This window comes from Pseudomonas sp. YuFO8 (genome assembly GCF_035065025.1).
Taxonomy (GTDB): Bacteria; Pseudomonadota; Gammaproteobacteria; order Pseudomonadales; family Pseudomonadaceae; genus Aquipseudomonas; species Aquipseudomonas putida_AE.
The window spans coordinates 18,489-39,810 of sequence record NZ_JAXDEQ010000051.1 but is presented as its reverse complement, the minus strand read 5'-3'; the positions used below and the strand labels follow the sequence as shown (position 1 = coordinate 39,810).

Genomic DNA, 21,322 nt, shown 5'->3' with positions numbered 1-21,322 from the left:
AGTCGGTGGCTGAACTGGTCGAGAAACTGAAAAACGAAGCGAAGGTAATCTAAATGACTATCTTGGTTATTGCTGAACACGACAACAAAGTGCTGGCCCCGGCCACGCTGAACACCGTTGCTGCCGCCGCTAAAATCGGTGGTGACATCCACGTTCTGGTTGCAGGCCAAGGCGCTGGCGCCGTGGCTGAAGCCGCTGCGCAAGTGGCTGGCGTGAGCAAAGTATTGGTCGCTGATAACGCTGCCTACGCTCACCAACTGCCGGAAAACGTCGCTCCTCTGGTCGCAGAGTTGGGCAATGGCTACAGCCACATCCTGGCTGCCGCCACTTCCAACGGCAAAAACATCCTGCCGCGCGTTGCCGCTGCACTGGACGTTGACCAGATCTCCGAGATCATCTCGGTAGAAAGCGCTGACACCTTCAAGCGCCCGATCTACGCTGGTAACGCCATCGCTACCGTTCAATCGAACGCTGCAGTGAAAGTGATCACCGTGCGTGCCACCGGTTTCGATCCGGTTGCCGCTACCGGTGGTTCGGCGGCTGTTGAAGCCGTTGGCGCTGCCCACGACGCTGGTATCTCCAGCTTCGTCGGCGAAGAGCTGGCCAAGTCCGATCGTCCGGAACTGACCGCTGCCAAGATCGTCGTTTCCGGCGGGCGCGGCATGCAGAACGGCGACAACTTCAAACACCTGTACGCTCTGGCCGACAAGCTGGGCGCTGCCGTCGGTGCTTCCCGCGCCGCGGTCGACGCAGGTTTTGTTCCGAACGACATGCAGGTCGGTCAGACCGGCAAGATCGTTGCTCCACAGCTGTACATCGCCGTCGGTATCTCCGGCGCGATCCAGCACCTGGCCGGCATGAAAGACTCCAAGGTGATCGTTGCGATCAACAAGGACGAAGAAGCGCCGATCTTCCAGGTGGCCGATTACGGCCTGGTGGCGGACCTGTTCGAAGCCATCCCTGAGCTGGAGAAGCTGGTCTAATCCGGCTGCTTCACTTATAAAGAGCCCGACCCTTTGGTCGGGCTTTTTTTTTCCTGTAGGAGCGAGCTTGCTCGCGATGGACGTCAACGATGACGCGCGCATTCTGCATGAACGCGGCACATCTGAGACCATCGCGAACAAGCTCGCTCCTACAGGGATATACACGGTCTCAACGGGAGAGTATTGCCATGGATCTGCGTCTTGCGTGGAGCTTGCTGGGATTGATGCTTTTGCCGACGCTGTCCGTCGCCGCCGGCAAGTGCGAACGCCTGGTGGTCACCGGCAGCCCGGATGCGCCACCGTACCTGTGGCAGGACCCGCAAAATCCCAAGCACCTGATCGGTGCCAGTGCCGATTTGTTGCAGCAGGTAGCAGGGCAGTTGGGGATCAAGGTCGAAATGCTCTATGCCGGCAAACGCTCCCAAGCCCTGGACGAAGTACGCAGCGGGCGCATGGACATGCTGGCCGATGCACCTTTGACGGTCACTGAGCTGGAATCCCTGGATTACATTCATCCACCGTTGCTGGAAAACGATTACCTGGTCTGGACCCGCAGGGACTCGTCGCTGGCTTACCACGAAGTGCAGGACCTGCATGGTCATCCAGGCGCTTTGTCGGAAAAGTCTCGATTGACCTCGGCATTCGCTACTTACGCCGAGCAGCAATTGGCCCTCACACGTACGCCAAACCTGACCCAGGCCTTTCAGAAACTGCTGTTGGGCGAGGTGGAATTTGTCCTGGCCGGGCGCTACTCCGGCATGGCAATGGCGCAGACGTTGGGCATGGCCAATGACCTGGTTGCCCGTGAGCAACCGGTCGACAGACCTGGACTGTTCCTGGCGGTTTCCCATAACTCCGCCTGCAACGATCCGTGGTTGCGCGGACAGCTGGCCAAAAAGATGACAGAATTGCCCGCGTCCGGACTGACGGAGGTCGCGCTGCAACGCAATATCGAGCGTTGGAACGCGCAGCAGAAAAAACCTGTCAGTACCCCAAAACAGTAAGGATTTTTAGTGAGTATCCGACCTCTTTTCGCTGCCCTGGCCCTTCTGGCCCTGGCGGGTTGTGCAGCCGATCCGGCGCCGATTGAACAAATGCGCCTGACCGAACAGGCACTCGAGCAAGCGAAGGCCGTGGGCGCTACTGCCGACGAAGTGCCGCAAATGAAACTGGCCGAAGACAAGTACAACCGCGCCAAGGGCAGCATGGCCGACCAATCGTTCAGGAATGCGCGGATGCGCGCTGAACAGGCCGAACTGGATGCGCGCCTGGCAGAAGCCCGGGTCCTGACCCTCAAGAGCGAAGAGCAGCTGAATGTGCTCAACACCCGCATCGCCCGCCTGCGCAAGCAACTGGGAGATGCCCAATGAGCCTCAAGACCCTAACCCTCGGCGGTGTGATCCTGGCCGGCTGCATGAACCTTTATGGTTGCGCCGGTCAGCACAGTGAGTCGGCATTGCAGCAGGCCGGTGCTGATTTCCAGAAGGTCAAGGAAGACTCCAACGTGTTGCGCATCGCGCCAAAGGACGTGATTCGGGCCGGTGAGTCCCTGGCCCGCGCCGATCGGTTGTCCAGCTACTGGGGCAGCGGCTCGGACGTGGTGCATTACGCCTACCTGAGCCAGCGCTACAGCGAAATCGCTCGCGAGCACACCAACCAGGTGCTCAACGAAGAGCGCGCCGCGAAGCTCGAACTGGAGCGTCAACGCCTGCAACTGGCGTTGCGCGAATCCAAGCTGTTCAGCGTGCAGCAGCAGGGCAAGTTGCTCGAAGAACAGATTGTTGCGCTGGCGACCACCCAGACCGATCGTGGCCTGGTGATGACCCTGGGCGATGTGCTGTTCGACACCGGTGAAGCAGAGCTGAAAAACTCGGCCAATCGCGTGGTGCTCAAGATCGTGCAATTCCTGCAGCTCAACCCCAAGCGTGTGGTGCGGATCGAGGGCTACACCGACAGCACCGGCGGCAAGCAGGACAACCTCAAGTTGTCGCGGGACCGTGCGCAATCGGTGGCTGACGTCTTGATGGACCTGGGCATCGACGACAAGCGCATCAAGGTGGAAGGCTACGGCGATGAATACCCGGTAGACGTGAACGCTTCCGAGCGCGGCCGTGCGCAGAACCGTCGAGTGGAAATCGTGTTTTCCGACGAAAAAGGCCAGTTGGGCGCCGCCCGCTGAATGTGAAATCCGGCCTGCAGGAGCTGACGAGTGAAACGAGGCTGCGATCTTTTGATCTTCCTTGAAACTCAAGTGACCCTGTAAAGATCGCAGCCTCCTTTCAGTCGACAGCTCCTACAAATCTCGTACTACCCGGCGCTGCCAAACAGCGCCGGGTTTTTTTATGTCTGCCAAATATCTCGCAAAACAGTACAGTTCTTGCTGACACTGCACTGTACTGTCGACTATTGTGGCAACTGTCCCCGTACACTTCTAAACTGTTCCGGTATTGTTTTACACAAGAATAAAATACCCGTGAAATCGAGTGCTGCGTCATGACCAACCTCTTGCTCTACCAACGTATTGCTCAGCAACTGGCCGAAGACATCCGCCGTGGTGTCTATCAACCGGGCGAGCGCGTGCCTTCGGTGCGCAAGATGAGTTCGCAGCTCAACGTCAGCCATGCCACGGTGTTGCAGGCGTATGCCAACCTCGAGGATCAGGGGCTGATCCGCGCGCGGCCGCAGTCCGGTTACTACGTGCACCAGACCCCGGCGCTGACGGCGCCGACCCCGGACATCGCCCGGGTCGAGCGTCCAGGCCTGGTCACCCGCAGCAGCATCATCCAGCAGGTGTTGGTCGAATCGCGCCGTGAGGGCGTTTTTCCCCTGGGCGCCGCGGTGCCCAGCGTCGACTATCTACCGGTGCGGGCGCTGCATCAGCAGTTGGCCAAGGTCACCCGGTTCCATAGCCCGCGGGCTTTCAGCTACATGTTCAGCCCCGGTTTCGAACCCTTGCGCCGACAGGTGGCGATCCGCATGCGCGATGCCGGCGTGGTGGTCGACCCCTCGGAAGTGGTGATCACCCACGGCTGCGTCGACGCCTTGCAGATGTCCCTGCGGGTGCTGACCCGGCCCGGTGACCTGATCGCAGCCGAGTCGCCAACCTACTACGGTTTGTTGCAGCTGGCCGATCTGCTGGGCCTCAAGGTCATCGAAATTCCCAGCGACCCGTCCACCGGCATGAGTCTGGAAGCCCTGCAATTGGCCGCCAACCAGTGGTCGATCAAGGCGCTGGTGCTGACCACTCGTCTGAGTAACCCGCTAGGCGGCACCATGCCCGAAGAGCGGCAGAAGCAACTGCTGCGCCTGGCGTCGGACTTCGATATCCAGATCGTCGAAGACGATATCTACGGCGAGCTGATGTTCGAGCAGGGCCGTACCAAATCGCTCAAGGCCTATGACCGCCTGGATCGGGTGATCTATTGCTCCAGCTTCTCCAAGACCCTGTCGCCGGGAGTGCGGATCGGCTGGATGATTGCCGGCAAGTACCAGCAGGAGATCCAGCGCCTGCAGACTTTCAGTACTCATTCGGCCTGCAGCGTCACCCAGATGGGCATTGCCGCCTATCTGGAAAACGGTGGCTACGACCGCCATTTGCGTTACATCCGCCAGGAGTACCGCAAGAACCTCAGCGCTTTCCAGCTGGCGGTGCAGCAGTATTTCCCCGAAGGCACGCAGATGACCCGGCCGACCGGCGGTTTCATTTTGTGGGTGAGCCTGCCGGGACGGGTCAACACCCAGGAACTGCACGTGCGCGCGTTGCAGCAGGGCATCAGTATCGCGCCAGGGCTGATCTTCAGTAACACCGAGCAGTTCAATCACTGCATCCGGCTCAATTGCGGGATCCCATGGAACCGCGAAGCCGAACGGGCGTTGATGACCCTGGGCATGCTTGCCACCCAGCTCTGCCAGGAGATGGCCGGCGGCTTTTGACCGGGCGGTTCCGGTCCGTGCTTGTCACGGGGCGCGCAACAGGCGAGCATATGCACCTATGTCGTTTTCGCCGTTTGCATCGTTGGGTCCATGAAGCCGATTTTTCCTGCCGCCTGGCTGTTGATCTGCCTGTTAGCGAGTGTTCTGCCGGCGTCCGCGCAGGCCCAATCCGTGCAGGAAAAACCCACCGCCAGCACCCCGAAAAAAAACGCACCTGCGAGTAAAACCGCGCCGGCGAAAAAGACCGCCGCGGTAAAAAAGCGCCCACCGGTTGCTTCAAAGTCAAAACCGGCCAGCGAGGTGGTGAAAACCCCAATCCCTTCAGCCGACCTGGACCTGAGTTTGCCCAAGGACATGGTCGAAGAGCTGAAACCGGTCGGTACAGTGCCATTACCCAAGCGCGAACCGGTGTTGCCGGAAATGTTCGGCGACAAAAACAACCAGTTCCAGATCAACGGCAAGCTGATCAATAACGAAATGCAGTTGCAACTGCGTAACGAAGAACGCCGTGAAGTCGAAGGCGCGGCGCTGGAGTTCGAATTCAAGCGCTGAATCCCGCCTTTGCATGCCCGCAAGCAAAGACGCTTGGTCGGAGACTGCCCGGTCACGCTCGCTTGCGGGTAAAAACCCGAGGCCGAGTAATTTAAAACAACTGTTTTAGCGGTTACTCTGTGCCCCGTCCTTTAACACATTGCTCGTCGCGAGGAACTTTTCGTCATGAAATGCCGTGAGGGCTGTGGCGCCTGCTGCATAGCCCCTTCCATCAGTTCACCGATTCCCGGTATGCCCAATGGCAAAGCCGCCGGGGAGCGTTGCCTGCAACTCTCTGCAGAAAACCTGTGCAACATTTTCGGTAAACCCGAGCGTCCGGCGGTGTGTTCGGCTTTCGAGGCTGACGTCGAGGTGTGTGGCAGCAGCAGCGAAGAGGCTATTCGGTTGATTGGCTGGTGGGAGCAAATGACGGCCGCGTGATGTGTTCGACGAACGGAACTTCAACAATAAGGAATAAGATTATGGGTTCGCTGCATCGTATGGCTGTGTTGTGTGGTTTGACGGCTGTCCTGGCCACGTCGGTCGCCCAGGCCGAAGACTGGAAGGTCGCCAGGAATGAAGACGGCATCAAGATATCCCTGAGTGAAGTGCCCGGCTCCGACTACAAGGCCTATCAGGGCGTCACGCTGATGAAGACCACCGTGGCCAAGCTGCGCGCGTTGCAGGAAGACGTGGTCGGCACCTGCGCCTGGATTCACGAGTGCAAGACCCAGAAGTTGCTCAAGCGCGAAGGCGACCAGAGCTGGACCTACACCCAGTTCAATACGCCATGGCCGGTCACGCCGCGTGATTCGGTGGTGCATATCACCACGACTGTTGGTGCCGATGGCAGCCTGACCCGCAAGCTCGAGGGCGTGCCGAAATACATTCCTGAAGAAAAAGGTTTTGTCCGGGTCGCCAAGGTCGACGGTTTCTGGAAGTTCGTACCCAAGGGCGATCAGGTCGAGGTGACCTACCAGGTGCATACCGAGCCTGGCGGCAGCGTGCCATCGATGGTGGCCAACAAGTTTGTGGTCGATGCCCCGTTCAATACGTTGAAAGCCCTGAAAGAGCGCGCCGAGAAGTAACGCCGATCAAAGATCGCAGCCCCTGTAGGAGCTGCCGAAGGCTGCGATCTTTCGCCTTTATTGTGTTTCCAGATATTCGTTGCACAAAATTTTCACAAAGCCTCCAAGACAATTCGCCCGCGCCGCCATCGACGAACAGTAATCAATGGCAATGCCGCGATTGATCGTGCAACATTTGCGCACCGCGCAAACCCCGGGGCCGAGTACTGGCCAACAGAGGGCAGGGCGCAGCTGTATTTTCGAAACTTCAACTTCCAATGGGTCCTAAAACGACATGGCAATCCCGGACGCCCTGAGTCAGAAGCGAGCATCGAGTCGCTTGCTGCAACCGACCGTCAAATCGCATCTGGCCTACACGCTGTTGTGCGCTCTGGTCATGATGGTGATGTTTTCCGCACTGCGCCTCGCGCTGCTGGTCTACAACCGCGAAATGATCCTCGATACACCGGCCGCGACCTTTTTCGAAGCATTCGCCAATGGCCTGCGTTTCGACCTGCGCCTGGTGGTGTACCTGAGCATTCCGCTGGTGCTGGCGCTGTTCAGTGCCAGGGCCATGGCCGCGCGCGGGATCTTTCGCCTGTGGCTGACGGTTACTTCCAGCATCGCGCTGTTCCTCGGCCTGATGGAGATGGACTTCTACCGTGAATTCCACCAGCGCCTCAACGGGCTGGTCTTCCAGTATGTGAAGGAAGACCCGAAAACCGTGATGAGCATGCTCTGGTACGGTTTCCCGGTGGTTCGCTACCTGCTGGCCTGGGCCTTGGGTACCTGGATCCTGAGCCTGGCGTTCAAGGGTGCCGACCGTGCCACGCGTCCCCGTGGCCCGTTCAGTGGCGGCAGCATCAGCACCCGCCAGGTGGCTCCCTGGTACTCGCGCGCCATGGTGTTCGTGGTCTGCCTGCTGATCTGCGTGGTCGCGGCCCGCGGGACCTTGCGCCAAGGCCCGCCCATGCGTTGGGGTGATGTCTACACCACCGATTCCAACTTCGCCAACCAGCTGGGCCTCAACGGTACCCTGTCCCTGGTGGCGGCGGCGAAGAGCCGGATGTCCGAAGATCGCGACAACATCTGGAAAGCCACCTTGCCGCAACCGATGGCGCAGCAGACCGTGCGCGACCTGCTGGTGATGCAGGACGACAAACTGGTGGATGGCGAGACCGCCGCCGTGCGTCGCGACTACACACCGCCGGCGGACAAGACCCTGCCGATCAAGAACGTCGTCGTGATCCTGATGGAAAGCATGGCCGGTCACTCGGTGGGTGTACTGGGCGGGCCGGGCAACATCACGCCATACCTCGACAAACTGTCGAAGGAAGGCCTGTTGTTCGACCGCTTCTTCTCCAACGGTACCCACACCCACCAGGGCATGTTCGCCACCATGGCCTGCTTCCCGAACTTGCCGGGTTTCGAATACCTGATGCAGACCCCGGAGGGCAGCCACAAACTGTCCGGCCTGCCGCAGCTGCTCAGCGCTCGTGACTACGACGACGTGTATGTCTACAACGGCGATTTCGCCTGGGACAACCAGTCGGGTTTCTTCAGCAACCAGGGCATGACCAACTTCATCGGGCGTAACGACTTCGTCAACCCGGTGTTCTCCGACCCGACCTGGGGTGTGTCCGACCAGGACATGTTCGACCGTGGCCTGGTGGAGCTCAAGGCCCGCGATGGCAAGGACAAGAAACCCTTCTATGCCTTGCTGCAAACCCTGTCCAACCACACCCCATACGCCTTGCCGAGCCCATTGCCGGTTGAGCGTGTGACCGATCGCGGCAGCCTGAACGAGCATTTGACGGCCATGCGTTACTCGGACTGGGCGCTGGGCCAGTTCTTCGAAAAGGCGCGCAATGAGCCGTACTTCAAGGAAACCCTGTTTGTCATCGTCGGCGACCACGGTTTCGGCAACGAACGCCAGATCACCGAAATGGACCTGGGTCGTTTCAACGTGCCGATGCTGCTGATCGCACCGGGCATCCAGGAAAAATTCGGCACCCTCGACCACACCGTGGGTACTCAGGTCGACATCGTGCCGACCATCATGGGCCGGATCGGTGGCGAAGTGCGTCATCAGTGCTGGGGCCGCGACTTGCTCAACCTGCCTGAGGGCGATACCGGGTTTGGCGTGATCAAGCCATCGGGCAGCGAGCAGACCACCGCGATCATCACCGCGGACCAGATTCTGGTGTTGCCGAAGGACAAGGACATGGAGCCGAAGATGTACCAGTATGAACTGGGCGCTACGCCTCGTGCCGTGGTCGTTCCGAATGCACCGCGTACCGCCGAGCTTAAAACCAAGCTCGAAGCGTTCCTGCAAACGGCGACCAAGAGCCTGATCGATAACACCGCTGGTGTGGTCGACGGCAAGCCGGACTAAACAACGCTGCAATAAAAAAGAGGCCCTTCAAGGGCCTCTTTTTTTATCGGTCAAAACTTCATATCTTGCCGAGCAACACCAGGATCAGTATCACCACCAACACCACGCCGATGATACCGGACGGGCCATAACCCCAACTTCTGGAGTGCGGGAAGACCGGTAGACCACCGATCAGTAACAGGATCAGAATGATCAGAAGAATTGTGCCCATGTCTGTTTCCTTGCTGTAAGTGTTCAGGAATGACTTAGCCGTTATCAGTCAGCGGGAATGTCATTAATTCGAGCTGCTTAAAAAATCCGACCGCGACGCAAGGCAGAAAATTCCAAGTTTTTTTGCGGTTTTTAGAACTATTGCCTATTCCGTCTGCTGTTAAGTTAGTTGGTGCGCCGCGTTCGTGGTTTGCTTGGGGCATTCAGCAATCTGATAGAGCGTGGGTCGGCCTACAGCCTTCGCTACACTCGACGCATCTTCCCCGGAACAACAAGGCTGTTTGCTATGCAAAATCGCATGATGATCACTGGCGCAGGCTCCGGCCTGGGTCGCGAAATCGCGCTGCGCTGGGCGCGCGAAGGCTGGCAGCTGGCCTTGTCGGATGTCAGCGAAACGGGTTTGCAGGAAACCCTGAAGCTGGTGCGCGAAGCCGGTGGCGATGGCTTCATCCAGCGCTGTGATGTGCGTGACTACAGTCAACTGACCGCCTTCGCCCAGGCATGCGAAGTCAAGCTGGGGGGCATCGACGTCATCGTCAACAACGCGGGCGTGGCCTCGGGCGGGTTCTTCAGCGAGCTGTCCCTGGAGGACTGGGACTGGCAGATCGCAATCAACCTCATGGGCGTGGTCAAGGGTTGCAAGGCCTTCCTGCCGTTGCTGGAGAAGAGCAAGGGCAAGATCATCAACATCGCGTCGATGGCGGCGTTGATGCAAGGCCCGGCCATGAGCAACTACAACGTGGCCAAGGCCGGCGTGGTGGCGTTGTCCGAAAGCCTGCTGATCGAACTCGCGCATCAGGAAGTCGGCGTGCATGTGGTGTGCCCATCGTTCTTCCAGACCAATCTGCTGGACTCCTTCCGCGGCCCGACCCCGGCCATGAAAGCCCAGGTCGGCAAGTTGCTGGAAAGCTCGCCCATCAGTGCCGCCGATATCGCCGACTATATCTACCAGCAAGTCGCCGCCGGCGAGTTCATGATCCTGCCCCACGAACAGGGCCGCCAGGCCTGGGCGCTGAAGCAGAAGAACCCGCAACTGCTGTACAACGAAATGACCCTGATGGCCGACAAGATGAGCGCCAAGGCCAAACAATCCGCAAGCTGAACTTGCCCGCCTGCAACAGCCTCGTTAGGGTGGCCGCCATCGGCCATCCTCGCGAGACCTTCCCATGCTCAATTACCTGTGGTTTTTCCTCGCGGCGCTGTTCGAAATCGCCGGTTGCTTTGCCTTCTGGATGTGGTTGCGCCAGGGTAAAAGCGTCTGGTGGGTGCTGCCGGCGCTGCTCAGCCTGACGTTGTTCGCGCTGTTGCTGACGCGAATAGAAGCGACTTATGCAGGCCGCGCCTATGCCGCCTACGGCGGTATCTACATCATTGCTTCGATTGGCTGGCTGGCGGTGGTCGAGCGGATTCGTCCGCTGGGCTCCGACTGGCTCGGCGTGGCGCTGTGCGTGATCGGCGCAAGCATCATCCTGTTCGGCCCGCGCTTCTCGGCCTCCTGACGAATCGGCCTTGCTTGATAGAAGTGGTGTGTCAGACATTTCCTTCAGCAAGGTAGGCCTGTGCTTGTAGGTTTGGTCTGGATTACCGCGGCTGCCTTGTAGGCCCGCGGTGCGCCGGGCATCTTCAAGGTCCGATAACTCTGAAGGACCACAGCCATGCTTGTACTGAGTCGCGTAGTCGGCGAATTGATTTCCATCGGCGACACCATTTCGGTGCGCATCATCGCCGTCAATGGCGGCAATGTGCGCTTCGGCATCGAAGCCCCGCACGACGTCAGCGTGCACCGTACCGAGATCTACGAGCGAATCCAGCGCAAGCTGGCGCGGAACAGGAAATCAGTCGAATAGGTGCTTGGGCACGTCATGCTTGAGCATCAGCTGGCATTGCTCGCTTTCCGGATCGAAGACAATCAGGGCCTGGCCCTTGATCAAGGCCTGGCGAACCCGCAAGACACGGGTTTCCAGCGGCGTGTCATCGCCATTGTCGGTGCCGTCGCGGGTCACGAAGTCTTCGATCAGGCGGGTCAGGGTGTCGACTTCAAGTTGGTCGTGGGGAATAAGCATGGGCACCTCGGTCAAATCAATGGCGCGATGCTACGGTGGTTATGAACGCATCACCAGTAGGAGCTGCCGCAGGCTGCGATCTTTTGACTTTGATTTTTAAAAACAAGATCAAGAGATCGCAGCCTGCGGCAGCTCCTACAGGATTGTGTTTCCTTAGCTGTTGTTGCGTTGGCCCACCAGGCTATCCACCGACGGCACCCGCGTATCGCTTTCCATCTGCGTTTCATGTTCGATCTGGTGACTGAACCGGTCCAGTGAACCCTGGGCCGGCTGTGCGTCGCTGGCGAACACCGGCGGGCTGAGGATGTAGGCACCGAGCAGGCGACTGAGGGCGGCGAGACTGTCGATGTGGGTGCGTTCGTAGCCGTGGGTGGCATCGCAGCCGAAGGCGAGCAGGGCGGTGCGGATATCATGGCCGGCAGTGACCGCCGAGTGAGCGTCGCTGAAGTAGTAGCGGAACAGGTCGCGGCGTACCGGCAGCTCGTTGTCACTGGCCAGGCGCAGCAGGTGCCGCGACAGGTGATAGTCGTACGGCCCGCCGGAATCCTGCATCGCGATGCTCACCGCGTGTTCGCTGGAGTGCTGGCCGGGCGCGACGGGCGCGATGTCGATGCCGACGAATTCACTGACGTCCCAGGGCAATGCCGCCGCTGCGCCACTGCCGGTTTCCTCGGTGATGGTGAACAGCGGATGACAATCGATCGCCAGCTCTTCGCCACTGTCGACGATGGCTTTCAAGGCTGCCAGCAATGCCGCGACACCGGCCTTGTCGTCCAGGTGACGGGCGCTGATGTGGCCGCTTTCGGTGAACTCCGGCAACGGGTCGAAGGCGACGAAATCGCCGACGCTGATGCCCAGGGAATCGCAATCGGCGCGGGTCGCGCAATAGGCATCCAGGCGCAACTCGATGTGATCCCAACTGATCGGCATTTCATCCACGGCGGTGTTGAACGCGTGCCCGGAGGCCATCAGCGGCAATACGCTGCCACGGATCACGCCATTGTCGGTAAACAGGCTCACGCGGCTGCCTTCGGCAAAGCGACTGGACCAGCAGCCCACGGGGGCCAGCGTCAGGCGGCCGTTGTCCTTGATGGCGCGCACGGCGGCGCCAATGGTGTCCAGGTGGGCGGAAACGGCGCGGTCCGGGCTGTTTTTCTTGCCCTTGAGGGTGGCGCGGATGGTGCCGCGGCGGGTCATCTCGAAGGGGATGCCCAGTTCTTCAAGCCGCTCGGCGACATAGCGCACGATGGTATCGGTGAAGCCGGTGGGGCTGGGAATGGCGAGCATTTCCAGCAGGACTTTTTGCAAATAGGTCAGGTCTGGTTCCGGGTATTGGCGGGTCATGGAAACTCCTGATGAGTTGAGGCCATCGATGGTTTCGATGAAGGTTTTTTGTGGCCTGTCAGGCCGTCTTCCCTGGCAAGCCAGCTCCTACAGGTCAAACACAAAACCTTGTAGGAGCTGGCTTGCCAGCGAAGGCGGCCGTCCAGCCACCACAATTAAGAAACAGCCGGCTGACTGTGCGGAAACAACAGATCGACAAACCGCTCGGCCGTCGGCTGCGGTTCATGATTGGCCAGCCCGGCGCGCTCGTTGGCTTCGATGAACACGTACTGCGGTTGATCGGCGGCAGACACCATCAGGTCGAGGCCGACCATGGGAATATCCAGTGCCCGCGCCGCGCGCACCGCGGCGTCCACCAGCGTGGGATGCAGGATCGCGGTGACGTCTTCGAGAATCCCGCCTGTGTGAAGATTCGCTGTACGACGTACGAACAGATGCTCGCCCGCGGGCAGAATGCTGTCGAAGCCATAGCCCGCGGCGTGAACGGTGCGTTCGGTCTCATGATCCAGCGGGATCCTGCTTTCGCCGCCCGTGGCCGCCTGCCGCCGCCGACTCTGGGCTTCGATCAGCGCGCCGATGGAGTGCTGGCCATCGCCTACCACTTCGGCCGGCCGACGAATCGCCGCGGCCACCACTTCAAAGCCGATCACCAGGATCCGCAGGTCGAGGCCTTCGTGAAAGCTTTCCAGCAGCACTCGAGTGTCGAATTGGCGGGCCGCTTCGATGGCTTGCTGGACCTCTTCGATGGCCTGTAGATCTACCGCCACCCCTTGTCCCTGTTCACCGTCCAGCGGTTTGACCACCACCCGATGGTGTTCGTCGAGAAACGCCAGGTTGTCATCGGCGTTACCTGCCAGTTGCTGCGCCGGCAGGTTCAGGCCGGCGGCCGTGAGCACTTTATGGGTCAGGCTCTTGTCCTGGCACAGGCTCATGCTGATGGCGCTGGTCAGGTCGCTGAGGGACTCGCGACAGCGTACCCGGCGGCCACCATGGCTGAGGGTGAACAGGCCGGCTTCGGCATCGTCGACCTGGACATCAATGCCGCGACGGTGTGCTTCTTCGACGATGATCCGCGCATACGGATTGAAATTCGCTTCAGGACCCGGGCCGAGAAACAGCGACTGGTTGATGCCGTTCTTGCGCTTGATGGCGAACGTCGAGAGGTTGCGAAAGCCGAGCTTGGCGTACAGGTTTTTCGCCTGGCGATTGTCGTGCAGCACGGACAGGTCAAGGTAACTCAGCCCGCGACTCATGAAATGTTCAATCAGATGCCGCACCAGCACCTCGCCGACGCCGGGCCGTGAACAGCACGGATCGACCGCCAGGCACCACAGGCTGCTACCGTTTTCCGGATCGTTGAAGGCCTTGTGATGATTGAGGCCCATGACGCTGCCGATGACCGCGCCGCTGTCCTCGTCTTCCGCCAGCCAGTACACCGGACCCCCCAGGTGCCTGGGGGTCAGCAGGCTGGCATCGATCGGCAGCATGCCCCGTGCGTGGTAAAGCTGATTGATCGCATTCCAGTCGGCGTCGCTCTGGGCGCGGCGAATGCGAAACCCGCGAAACACCCGGGTGGCCTGACGGTAATCGCTGAACCACAGGCGCAAGGTGTCGGACGGATCGAGGAACAGTTGCGTCGGCTCCAGCCCCAGCACTTGCTGGGGCGCGGCGACATAGAGGGCGATATCCCGTTCGCCCGGCTGCTCGTTGAGCAACTCCCGGGCGAGGCTGGCGGCATCGGCGAAGGTATGGCCGATCAGCAAGCGGCCCCAGCCGCAATGCACGGCAATCGGCTCGGCTCCCAGTGCGCTGCCGTCTTCGGCCAGGCGCGCCTGCAAGCGTTCGTAGGAGGGCGCCTGACCGCGCAACAAGCGCTGGCTGAAAGCCGTGGCGTGAGGTTTCATCGGTCAGATTCCTTGTTCGCTGAGCCACAGGTTCAGGGCCGCCAGTTGCCACAGCTTGGAGCCGCGCAATGGGGTCAATTGACCTTGCGGGTCCGTCAGCAGGCGGTCGAGCATCGCGGGTTGGAACAGGCCACGATCCTGGCTCGGATCGAGCAGCAGTTCGCGCACCCAGTTCAGCGTGTCGCCCTGCAAGTGCTTGAGGCCGGGCACCGGAAAGTAACCCTTCTTGCGGTCGATCACTTCACTGGGGATCACCAGGCGCGCCGCTTCCTTGAGGACTTGCTTGCCGCCGTCGGGCAGTTTGAATTTGCCGGGCACCCGGGCCGACAATTCCACCAGGCGATAGTCGAGAAACGGCGTGCGCGCTTCCAGGCCCCAGGCCATGGTCATGTTGTCGACGCGCTTGACCGGGTCGTCCACCAGCATCACCGTGCTGTCCAGGCGCAGGGCCTTGTCCACCGCGGCATCGGCACCCGGCTGTGCGAAATGTTCCTTCACGAAGTCGCCGGCAGCGTCATTGGCCGTCAGCCATTTCGGTTGCACGGTGGCGGCGTAGTCGTCGTAGCTGCGGTCGAAAAACGCTTCGCGATAGGCCGCGTACGGATCGCTGGCGCCGTCGACCTGGGGATACCAGTGGTAACCGGCAAACAGTTCGTCGGCGCCCTGGCCGCTTTGCACCACTTTGCAATGCTTGGCCACTTCCCTGGACAACAGGTAAAAGGCGATGCAGTCGTGGCTGACCATCGGCTCGCTCATGGCACGGAACGCGGCGGGCAGTTGCTCGATGATCTCGCTTTCGTCGATGCGCAGTTGGTGGTGCTGGGTGCCGTAGTGTTTGGCGATGAGGTCCGAGTACTGGAACTCGTCGCCGCGCTCGCCGCCGGCATCCTGGAAACCGATGGAGAAGGTCGACAGGTTTTCCACGCCGACCTCCCGCAACAGCCCGACCAACAGGCTCGAATCGACTCCGCCGGACAACAGCACGCCGACATCGACCGCGGCACGTTGGCGGATGGCCACTGCCTCGCGCGTACTGTCGAGCACGCGGTCACGCCAGTCCTCAAGTGTCAGATTTTTCTCATCGTCGTGTGGGCCATAGGGCAGGGTCCACCAGGTTTTCTGCTCGGTACGGCCATCCGCTTCAATGCGCATCCAGGTCGCCGGCGGCAGTTTTTCGATGCCGGCCAGCAAGGTGCGCGGCGCCGGGACCACGGCATGGAAATTCAGGTAATGATTGAGCGCCACCGGATCGAGGATCGGGTTGATGTCGCCGCCCTTGAGCAACGCCGGCAACGCCGAGGCAAAACGCAGGCGCTGGCCGGTGCGCGACAGGTACAGCGGCTTGACGCCGAGGCGGTCGCGGGCGATGAACAGGCGTTGGCTGTCGCGCTCCCAGATGGCGAAGGCAAACATGCCGTTGAGTTTCGGCAGCAGTGCTTCGCCCCAGGCATGGAAACCCTTGAGCAGCACTTCGGTGTCACCGCCGGAATAGAAGGCATAACCCAGGCTTTCAAGTTCGCTGCGCAGTTCCGGGAAGTTGTAGATCGCGCCGTTGAAGGCCAGGGACAGTCCCAGTTGATTGTCGATCATCGGCTGCGCCGAACCGTCCGACAGGTCCATGATTTTCAGGCGGCGATGGCCCAGGGCAATCGGCCCCTGGCTGTGAAAACCCCAGGCGTCGGGGCCTCGAGGTGCCAGGTGATGGGTGATTCGCTCAATGGCTGCAAGGTCTGCAGGTTGATTGTCAAAACGTAACTCGCCAGCTAATCCGCACATAAATTCCTTACCGGTTTTTCCGTTGGGGAGGGGCAATCGATACCGCGCCAAAACGACGGGTACTCAGAAACTGACCCGTCTCGGTAGTGGGAGTTTTAGAACGATGGGTTATAAGCAGGCGTGTACTGGCTAATGCCGGGGGTACACAAGTGTGCAGTGCCAGGGTGGTAATTAATGCTGGGATGCATAGGAGAAGCTGTTAGGACGGTGCCAGATTCGTTCCGCTTTTCGAATTATCAATTGCCCATTGAGCTTCATAAACTGAGGGTCTCCCCATGCAATAAGGATATTGCTCATGCCAGCCACAACACCCAAGGCCGCCCCCGCGGCAGTCCCCTTGACCCCCGCAGAACGTCTCGAGGCTCTAGTGGAGCACACAGGCGACCTGGACAAGGCTGAAGCCCTGCAAGCGTCGATTCCGCCATGGTTGGCCACTGCGGATCTGCCAGTGGTGCAGGCGTTGAACGCTGCATTCGAGCAGTCGTTTCCAGCCCAAGGCAAGGTGGCGACGGCGCTTGAACAACTCAAGCCGCTGAACGAGTTCTGCAAAGAGCAACTGACTGACCTCTTGAAAGAAAAATGGGCGATCGAGGTCGACGTCGAGCGGGACACACTGGAAATCGAAAAAAAAACCTGCGAAGCAATGGGGCTGGCCCCGTTCTGTCGCCTGATTGAAGAAAAAACCATTGCACGCAGCCTGCTCCAGGCGGCCATGGAAAACTTCACCTTTGGGGAAGCAACGAGCGGCGGCGTTCTGAAGGGCGCGGTGATTCGAATCGATGCAAAGGCTCAGTCAGGAACTGAAGTCACCGCTGAAAAATTCGCAACGCTCTGTCGTGAACTCGATCTCGGTGCCCGCTATCAACGTCACATCACTGAAGCCCTGGCCTTGCCGGCCAAGCCTGCAGACGATGCGCCCATCGATGATCGGGCGGGTACCGCGGACATCCGGCGGCTGAAAGCGCTGGACATGCAGGTCGCGGTGCACATGGCCTACCTGAAAAAGGACATTACCCACGCCGTTTATACGATGCTGCTGAGTGTGCTTGAGCAGGATGTCCCGGCGGCTCAAACCAAGGACGCCCTGTTGGATGGCGCACCGGTGCGTTGGCAAGGGCTGAGAATTCATGACGCCTGCATGTGTGGAGTCCTGGTGTTCAGCAAGGTCTCCATCGAGACCGACGCGAAGGCCAGGTGCGTGGTCTACATGCCGAACGAACCGCGTCGACCGCTGTTTGAATACGCCTCGCGGGAGGAATTCGAGAGCTACCTCACCCTTCATCTGCAAAGCAAAAGCTATAGGAAGTTTTTCGGTGGGCAATACCTGCACGGCCATGACAGGACCGGTTTTTTTACCGGGTTCGACAAGGACAAGAACCTGGGAACGCTGACTGCCACACCCGCCGACACCTGCCTTGCCGATTTTTTCTTCAGTTCGTTTGTCAGCAAGATTGAAGAAGACACACGAATCCTTGCTGTCCCGACCGAAGACGTCGATGCACAACAAAGGGAAAAAACCTATCAGGTATTGGAGGGTGCGGGTCTTGTGCTATTGACCGCATTCTCGTTTTTCGTCCCGGTGATCGGTCATCTGATGCTGGCGGCGGCTGCAGTCGATATCGTCAGCGAGGTGTTCGAAGGTGTGCAGGATTGGACACACGGTGAGCGAAAACAGGCGTTGTCGCATTTGCTCAACGTCGTGGAAAACCTCGGGCAGATGGCGGCATTCGCAGCGGGCGGCAAAGTGATCACGTCAGCCGTCAAAGGCGTGAAAGAGCAAGTGGCATTCTTCGACGGTTTCGAGGCCGTCACGCGCACGGATGGCAAGGCAAGGTTATGGAAGCCCGACCTCGAACCCTATAAACGGACCACGACACTGCCAGCCGACGTGCAAGCGGATTCGCAAGGGCTTTACCGGCATGCCGGGCAGACGTCGATCGTCATGGATGGAGCACCCTATGGCGTGACCCGCAATGCTGCGGACTCGGCATGGATCATCAACCACCCGGCGCGCACGGATGCCTACCAGCCTGCCGCCCTGCGCAACGTGCACGGTGGCTGGCGGCATGTCCATGAGCACGCGCACGAGTGGCGCGATGGTGCTTACGCATTGGAACGCACGGATCAGCACCTGAGTGATTTGGGCAGTGATCTGGAAGCGATTGCCGAAATCACCGACATAACCCCTGAAAATTTGCACCCTTTGCATGAAAGCAACCTCAAGTTACCGCAGCGGCTGTATGACTGTGTCCAGCGTTTCAGGATCGAGCGGCGCATTACCAGGCTGGTCGCAGCGATGGCGCGGGGAGAGACCTCGAATACGGACTTCATCCAGGAGCAATTGCATACGCTGCCGAGGCTGCCCGGCTGGCCGAAGGAACGCTTCATCGAAGTGCGCAACGAACAAGGCGGGGTCGTGTCCCGCTTCCCCGAGACTGCACCACAGGACGACGACGTCAACAGCGTGCAAGTCAGTCAGAAACAACTGGATTCGGGGCAACTGCTCGATACCGTTATCAAAGGCCTCTATCCGAACGAAGTGGAAAACATCGTCGGTAAAGCATCGACTGAATCGGACTCGCATCTGTTGGCAAAGAAGATCGCGACAAGCCTCGAGGGCGATCGTCAGTCGCTGTTCGAGTGGCTGTATAAAACCTGGGACGGCAGCGCTACCGGCGACGTCGCGATACTGCGCGAACACGCCGCTGACCTTCCCGTCCGAGTGGGTCAGGAGTTGCTGGAAAACGCCTCTGGCAGGGATCGAAGTTTTCTGGGTGATCGCAAGATAGCTGGCGTCGACCTCGCCCGGCAGGTCCATGGGGCGCAGGCCATGATCAGGCAGGACCGTGCACTCACGGGGCTGCATCTGCCGCCACTGGCCAATGCCGATACCGACAAACTGGCGCTCGGACTGATGAACCGGGTGCAAGGCTGGAATGGCGACGTTCGACTCGAAGTGCGACAGGGATCGACAACCGGCACCTTGCTCGCCAGCGTGGGCAAGGCAGAGGCGAAGTCGTGTGGAGTGATCGTCAAGATATCCACCGGCTATCAGGTCATCCAAGGCACTGGCAATGTGGTTTCCACGCTGACGAGCGAAACGCTGCTGCAGTCGATACTGGATACACTGCCTGCCTCACAACGCTCCGCCATGGGCTTGACTGGCAGCGATACCCTGGATGTCCCGACACTGCGATCACGCCTGTCGAGGGCCGCCACGGCTGACCCGGCGCACACCGGGCGGCTGCTGCGGGGTGAGCGCAATGAAACACCGGAACACCTGTCTGCCTGTGTCCAGGCCGATCCTCCCGCTGCCAGTGCTTATGCAAGAGGCATGATTCGTAAAGTCAAAAAGCTCTATCCGTTGTTCACCGAGGTCCAGGTCTTGGCGTTCCTGGACGCGGCCGGCAGTACGCAGATGCAGCGGGGAAATCGAATCAGGGTTCTGGAACAGCAATTGAAGAAACTGCGCCAGGTGCTGCACGATTGGCGTGACGATGAAATGCAAATGAAGTCACTTGGGGGGCAACTTGATGTTATCCGGGTCAACCGTCATCAGGTGGCCATGACCATCGAGAACTGCTGGCGCCGGATAACGCCTGCAGGTTGGCCGCCACATGACCCCTTCACCTCGCTCACGCTGATTCGCAACCCGGTGGGCCCATTACCGACCCTGACCGAGGACGATGTCGCCCATGTGCGCAGCCTTTCCATCATGGACATGCAGGCCGGCGATGAACTGGAGTACTTTCTCAAGCCCTTCAAAGGCCTTGTCAGCCTGGAACTGGACCGCAATCGACTCACACGATTGCCTGAAGTGCTGTCACACATGCCTAACCTTCAACATTTGAGGCTGGACGGTAATGGGATAGCGCTGACCGAGCACACGTTGCGCAAACTGGCCGACATGCGCACATTGCGTACCTTGGGGCTCAGCGGCAATCGGTTGGGTGCCACCATCGATGTCAGCAAGATGCTGGATCTCAGAGACCTGTTCCTGCGCGATACCCATGCCACGGAACTGCCCGTCGGTCTTAACCGTTTGCCGTATCTGAATTTCCTCGACCTGCGTGGTAATCAGATAATGGAATTGCCCGCCTGGCTGTTCCAGGTCCCTCGGCGTTTCGCCGAAGCGATCAATCTGCGTGATAACCCGATATCCGAGACAAGCCGTACGCTGCTGGAAACCTATCGCAACAATAGGGGGGTCGGGATGGGGTTGCTGGATGATAAAGCCGTGGTGATCAGTGAACAAAGGGCTAGAGACCTGTGGCTGCCAGAAAATTCTGAAGAGACCTATACCCGTCGTAATCGTCAATGGCTGGCGCTGACGAACGAACCCGGCGCGAATGGATTCTTTGAACTGCTGGCAGAACTGGGTGGCAGCGCAGATAACCGCTTTGTCCACGAAGACATGACCCGTCGGGTGTGGAGTGTCATTGATGCGATCCAGACTGATTCGGCGTTGCGCGACCAATTGCTGGCGATGGCAGTGAGAGCCAATTGCGCTGATGCGGCGGCCACGATCTTCAGTAACCTTGAGGTGGCCGTGAATATCGATACGGTGGTTCGCCAGTCCGCCAATGCCCATGATCAGGCGGCTCGGCTGTTGAGTCTTGGGCGCCGCTTGTTCCGCCTGGATTACCTGACCAGGCTCGCCCGGGAGCATGCCCGGCCCCGTCCCGACCTCGAACCGCTGGAAGTGGAGTTGGCCTATCGCACCGGCCTGGCAGACAGGCTCGACATTTTCGGTCAGCCCCGGCATATGCGCTATGCGTCCAATAGCGGCGTAACAGCCAAGGACCTGGAAACCGCCTACAGCAAGGTCATCACCGCCGAAACATCCCCCGAACTATCGACTTACATACAGGGCCGCACGTTTTGGAGTGACTTTTTGCGACAGCATCATGGCAAGGAGTTCACTGATGTGGCCGCGCCTTTTCAAGAGCAAATGCAGGCGGCCATTGATAGCGAGAAGGAGTTTGGCGCGGACTATCTCGCCACGGTCGACGGCATCGTCGCTAACATGAAGACAGAGGAGAGCAAGTTGTTGAAGCGCCTGACCGAGGCGGCCATGAAGGCCGTCGAGTCAGAGACTTGTTTTGCCCTGGATTGA

Annotated in this window: 18 protein-coding genes; 13 read left to right on the top strand and 5 right to left on the bottom strand. The window is 59.7% G+C overall.

Going from position 1 to position 21,322, the window contains the following annotated elements:
* The first annotated feature begins 53 nt into the window (after positions 1-53).
* From SOP95_RS28220 to SOP95_RS28180, 9 genes are all read left to right on the top strand, one after another.
* Positions 54-983 (top strand): electron transfer flavoprotein subunit alpha/FixB family protein, encoded by a 930-nt coding sequence (locus tag SOP95_RS28220; protein ID WP_274072994.1) that lies wholly within the window; start codon positions 54-56, stop codon positions 981-983.
* 188 nt (positions 984-1,171) lie between these two features.
* Positions 1,172-1,987 carry a substrate-binding periplasmic protein gene (locus SOP95_RS28215; RefSeq protein ID WP_323609074.1) on the top strand — a complete coding sequence of 272 codons (816 nt, stop codon included), beginning with the start codon at positions 1,172-1,174 and terminating at the stop codon, positions 1,985-1,987.
* A 9-nt stretch (positions 1,988-1,996) separates the two neighbouring features.
* Positions 1,997-2,353 (top strand): DUF4398 domain-containing protein, encoded by a 357-nt coding sequence (locus SOP95_RS28210; protein WP_274072996.1) that lies wholly within the window; start codon positions 1,997-1,999, stop codon positions 2,351-2,353.
* Positions 2,350-3,162, top strand: coding sequence for an OmpA family protein (locus SOP95_RS28205; protein ID WP_274072997.1), 813 nt, complete (start codon positions 2,350-2,352; stop codon positions 3,160-3,162). The genes SOP95_RS28210 and SOP95_RS28205 overlap by 4 nt, the downstream gene beginning before the upstream one ends.
* A gap of 314 nt (positions 3,163-3,476) precedes the next feature.
* Positions 3,477-4,916, top strand: a complete 1,440-nt coding sequence (locus SOP95_RS28200; protein WP_020799971.1) for an aminotransferase-like domain-containing protein — start codon at positions 3,477-3,479, stop codon at positions 4,914-4,916.
* 90 nt (positions 4,917-5,006) lie between these two features.
* Entirely contained in the window at positions 5,007-5,468 is a 462-nt protein-coding gene (locus SOP95_RS28195; RefSeq protein ID WP_274072998.1) for a translation initiation factor 2, read from the top strand.
* A 165-nt stretch (positions 5,469-5,633) separates the two neighbouring features.
* A complete protein-coding gene (locus tag SOP95_RS28190; RefSeq protein WP_046815979.1) occupies positions 5,634-5,888 on the top strand; it encodes a zinc/iron-chelating domain-containing protein in 255 nt (84 codons plus the stop codon).
* A 41-nt stretch (positions 5,889-5,929) separates the two neighbouring features.
* A complete protein-coding gene (locus tag SOP95_RS28185) occupies positions 5,930-6,535 on the top strand; it encodes an START domain-containing protein (protein ID WP_274072999.1) in 606 nt (201 codons plus the stop codon).
* A gap of 274 nt (positions 6,536-6,809) precedes the next feature.
* Positions 6,810-8,909, top strand: a complete 2,100-nt coding sequence (locus SOP95_RS28180) for an LTA synthase family protein (protein ID WP_274073000.1) — start codon at positions 6,810-6,812, stop codon at positions 8,907-8,909.
* Between the two features lie 58 nt (positions 8,910-8,967).
* Here SOP95_RS28180 and SOP95_RS28175 read toward each other — a convergent pair whose 3' ends face one another.
* Positions 8,968-9,120, bottom strand: coding sequence for a DUF3309 family protein (locus SOP95_RS28175; protein WP_179056895.1), 153 nt, complete (start codon positions 9,118-9,120; stop codon positions 8,968-8,970).
* A gap of 285 nt (positions 9,121-9,405) precedes the next feature.
* On the opposite strand from SOP95_RS28175, the gene SOP95_RS28170 reads away from it, so the two are divergent.
* From SOP95_RS28170 to csrA, 3 genes are all read left to right on the top strand, one after another.
* Positions 9,406-10,221: an SDR family oxidoreductase gene (locus SOP95_RS28170; protein WP_323609073.1), complete on the top strand. Its 816-nt coding sequence runs from the start codon at positions 9,406-9,408 to the stop codon at positions 10,219-10,221.
* Positions 10,222-10,285: 64 nt separating this feature from the next.
* Positions 10,286-10,618: a YnfA family protein gene (locus tag SOP95_RS28165; protein WP_274073002.1), complete on the top strand. Its 333-nt coding sequence runs from the start codon at positions 10,286-10,288 to the stop codon at positions 10,616-10,618.
* 156 nt (positions 10,619-10,774) lie between these two features.
* Positions 10,775-10,966, top strand: a complete 192-nt coding sequence (gene csrA / locus SOP95_RS28160) for a carbon storage regulator CsrA (protein WP_274073003.1) — start codon at positions 10,775-10,777, stop codon at positions 10,964-10,966.
* Here the strand turns inward: csrA and SOP95_RS28155 are convergent.
* From SOP95_RS28155 to SOP95_RS28140, 4 genes are all read right to left on the bottom strand, one after another.
* Positions 10,955-11,182 carry a YheU family protein gene (locus SOP95_RS28155; RefSeq protein WP_008060849.1) on the bottom strand — a complete coding sequence of 76 codons (228 nt, stop codon included), beginning with the start codon at positions 11,180-11,182 and terminating at the stop codon, positions 10,955-10,957. The genes csrA and SOP95_RS28155 overlap by 12 nt on opposite strands.
* 153 nt (positions 11,183-11,335) lie before the next feature.
* Positions 11,336-12,526, bottom strand: a complete 1,191-nt coding sequence (locus SOP95_RS28150) for an osmoprotectant NAGGN system M42 family peptidase (RefSeq protein ID WP_274073004.1) — start codon at positions 12,524-12,526, stop codon at positions 11,336-11,338.
* 155 nt (positions 12,527-12,681) lie between these two features.
* The gene (ngg, locus tag SOP95_RS28145; protein ID WP_323609072.1) at positions 12,682-14,430 is read right to left on the bottom strand and encodes an N-acetylglutaminylglutamine synthetase; all 1,749 of its coding nucleotides are present in this window, start codon (positions 14,428-14,430) and stop codon (positions 12,682-12,684) included.
* Positions 14,431-14,433: 3 nt separating this feature from the next.
* Positions 14,434-16,206, bottom strand: coding sequence for an N-acetylglutaminylglutamine amidotransferase (locus SOP95_RS28140; RefSeq protein WP_323609071.1), 1,773 nt, complete (start codon positions 16,204-16,206; stop codon positions 14,434-14,436).
* 295 nt (positions 16,207-16,501) lie between these two features.
* Between SOP95_RS28140 and SOP95_RS28135 the strand changes: the two genes are divergently transcribed.
* Entirely contained in the window at positions 16,502-21,322 is a 4,821-nt protein-coding gene (locus SOP95_RS28135; RefSeq protein WP_323609070.1) for an NEL-type E3 ubiquitin ligase domain-containing protein, read from the top strand.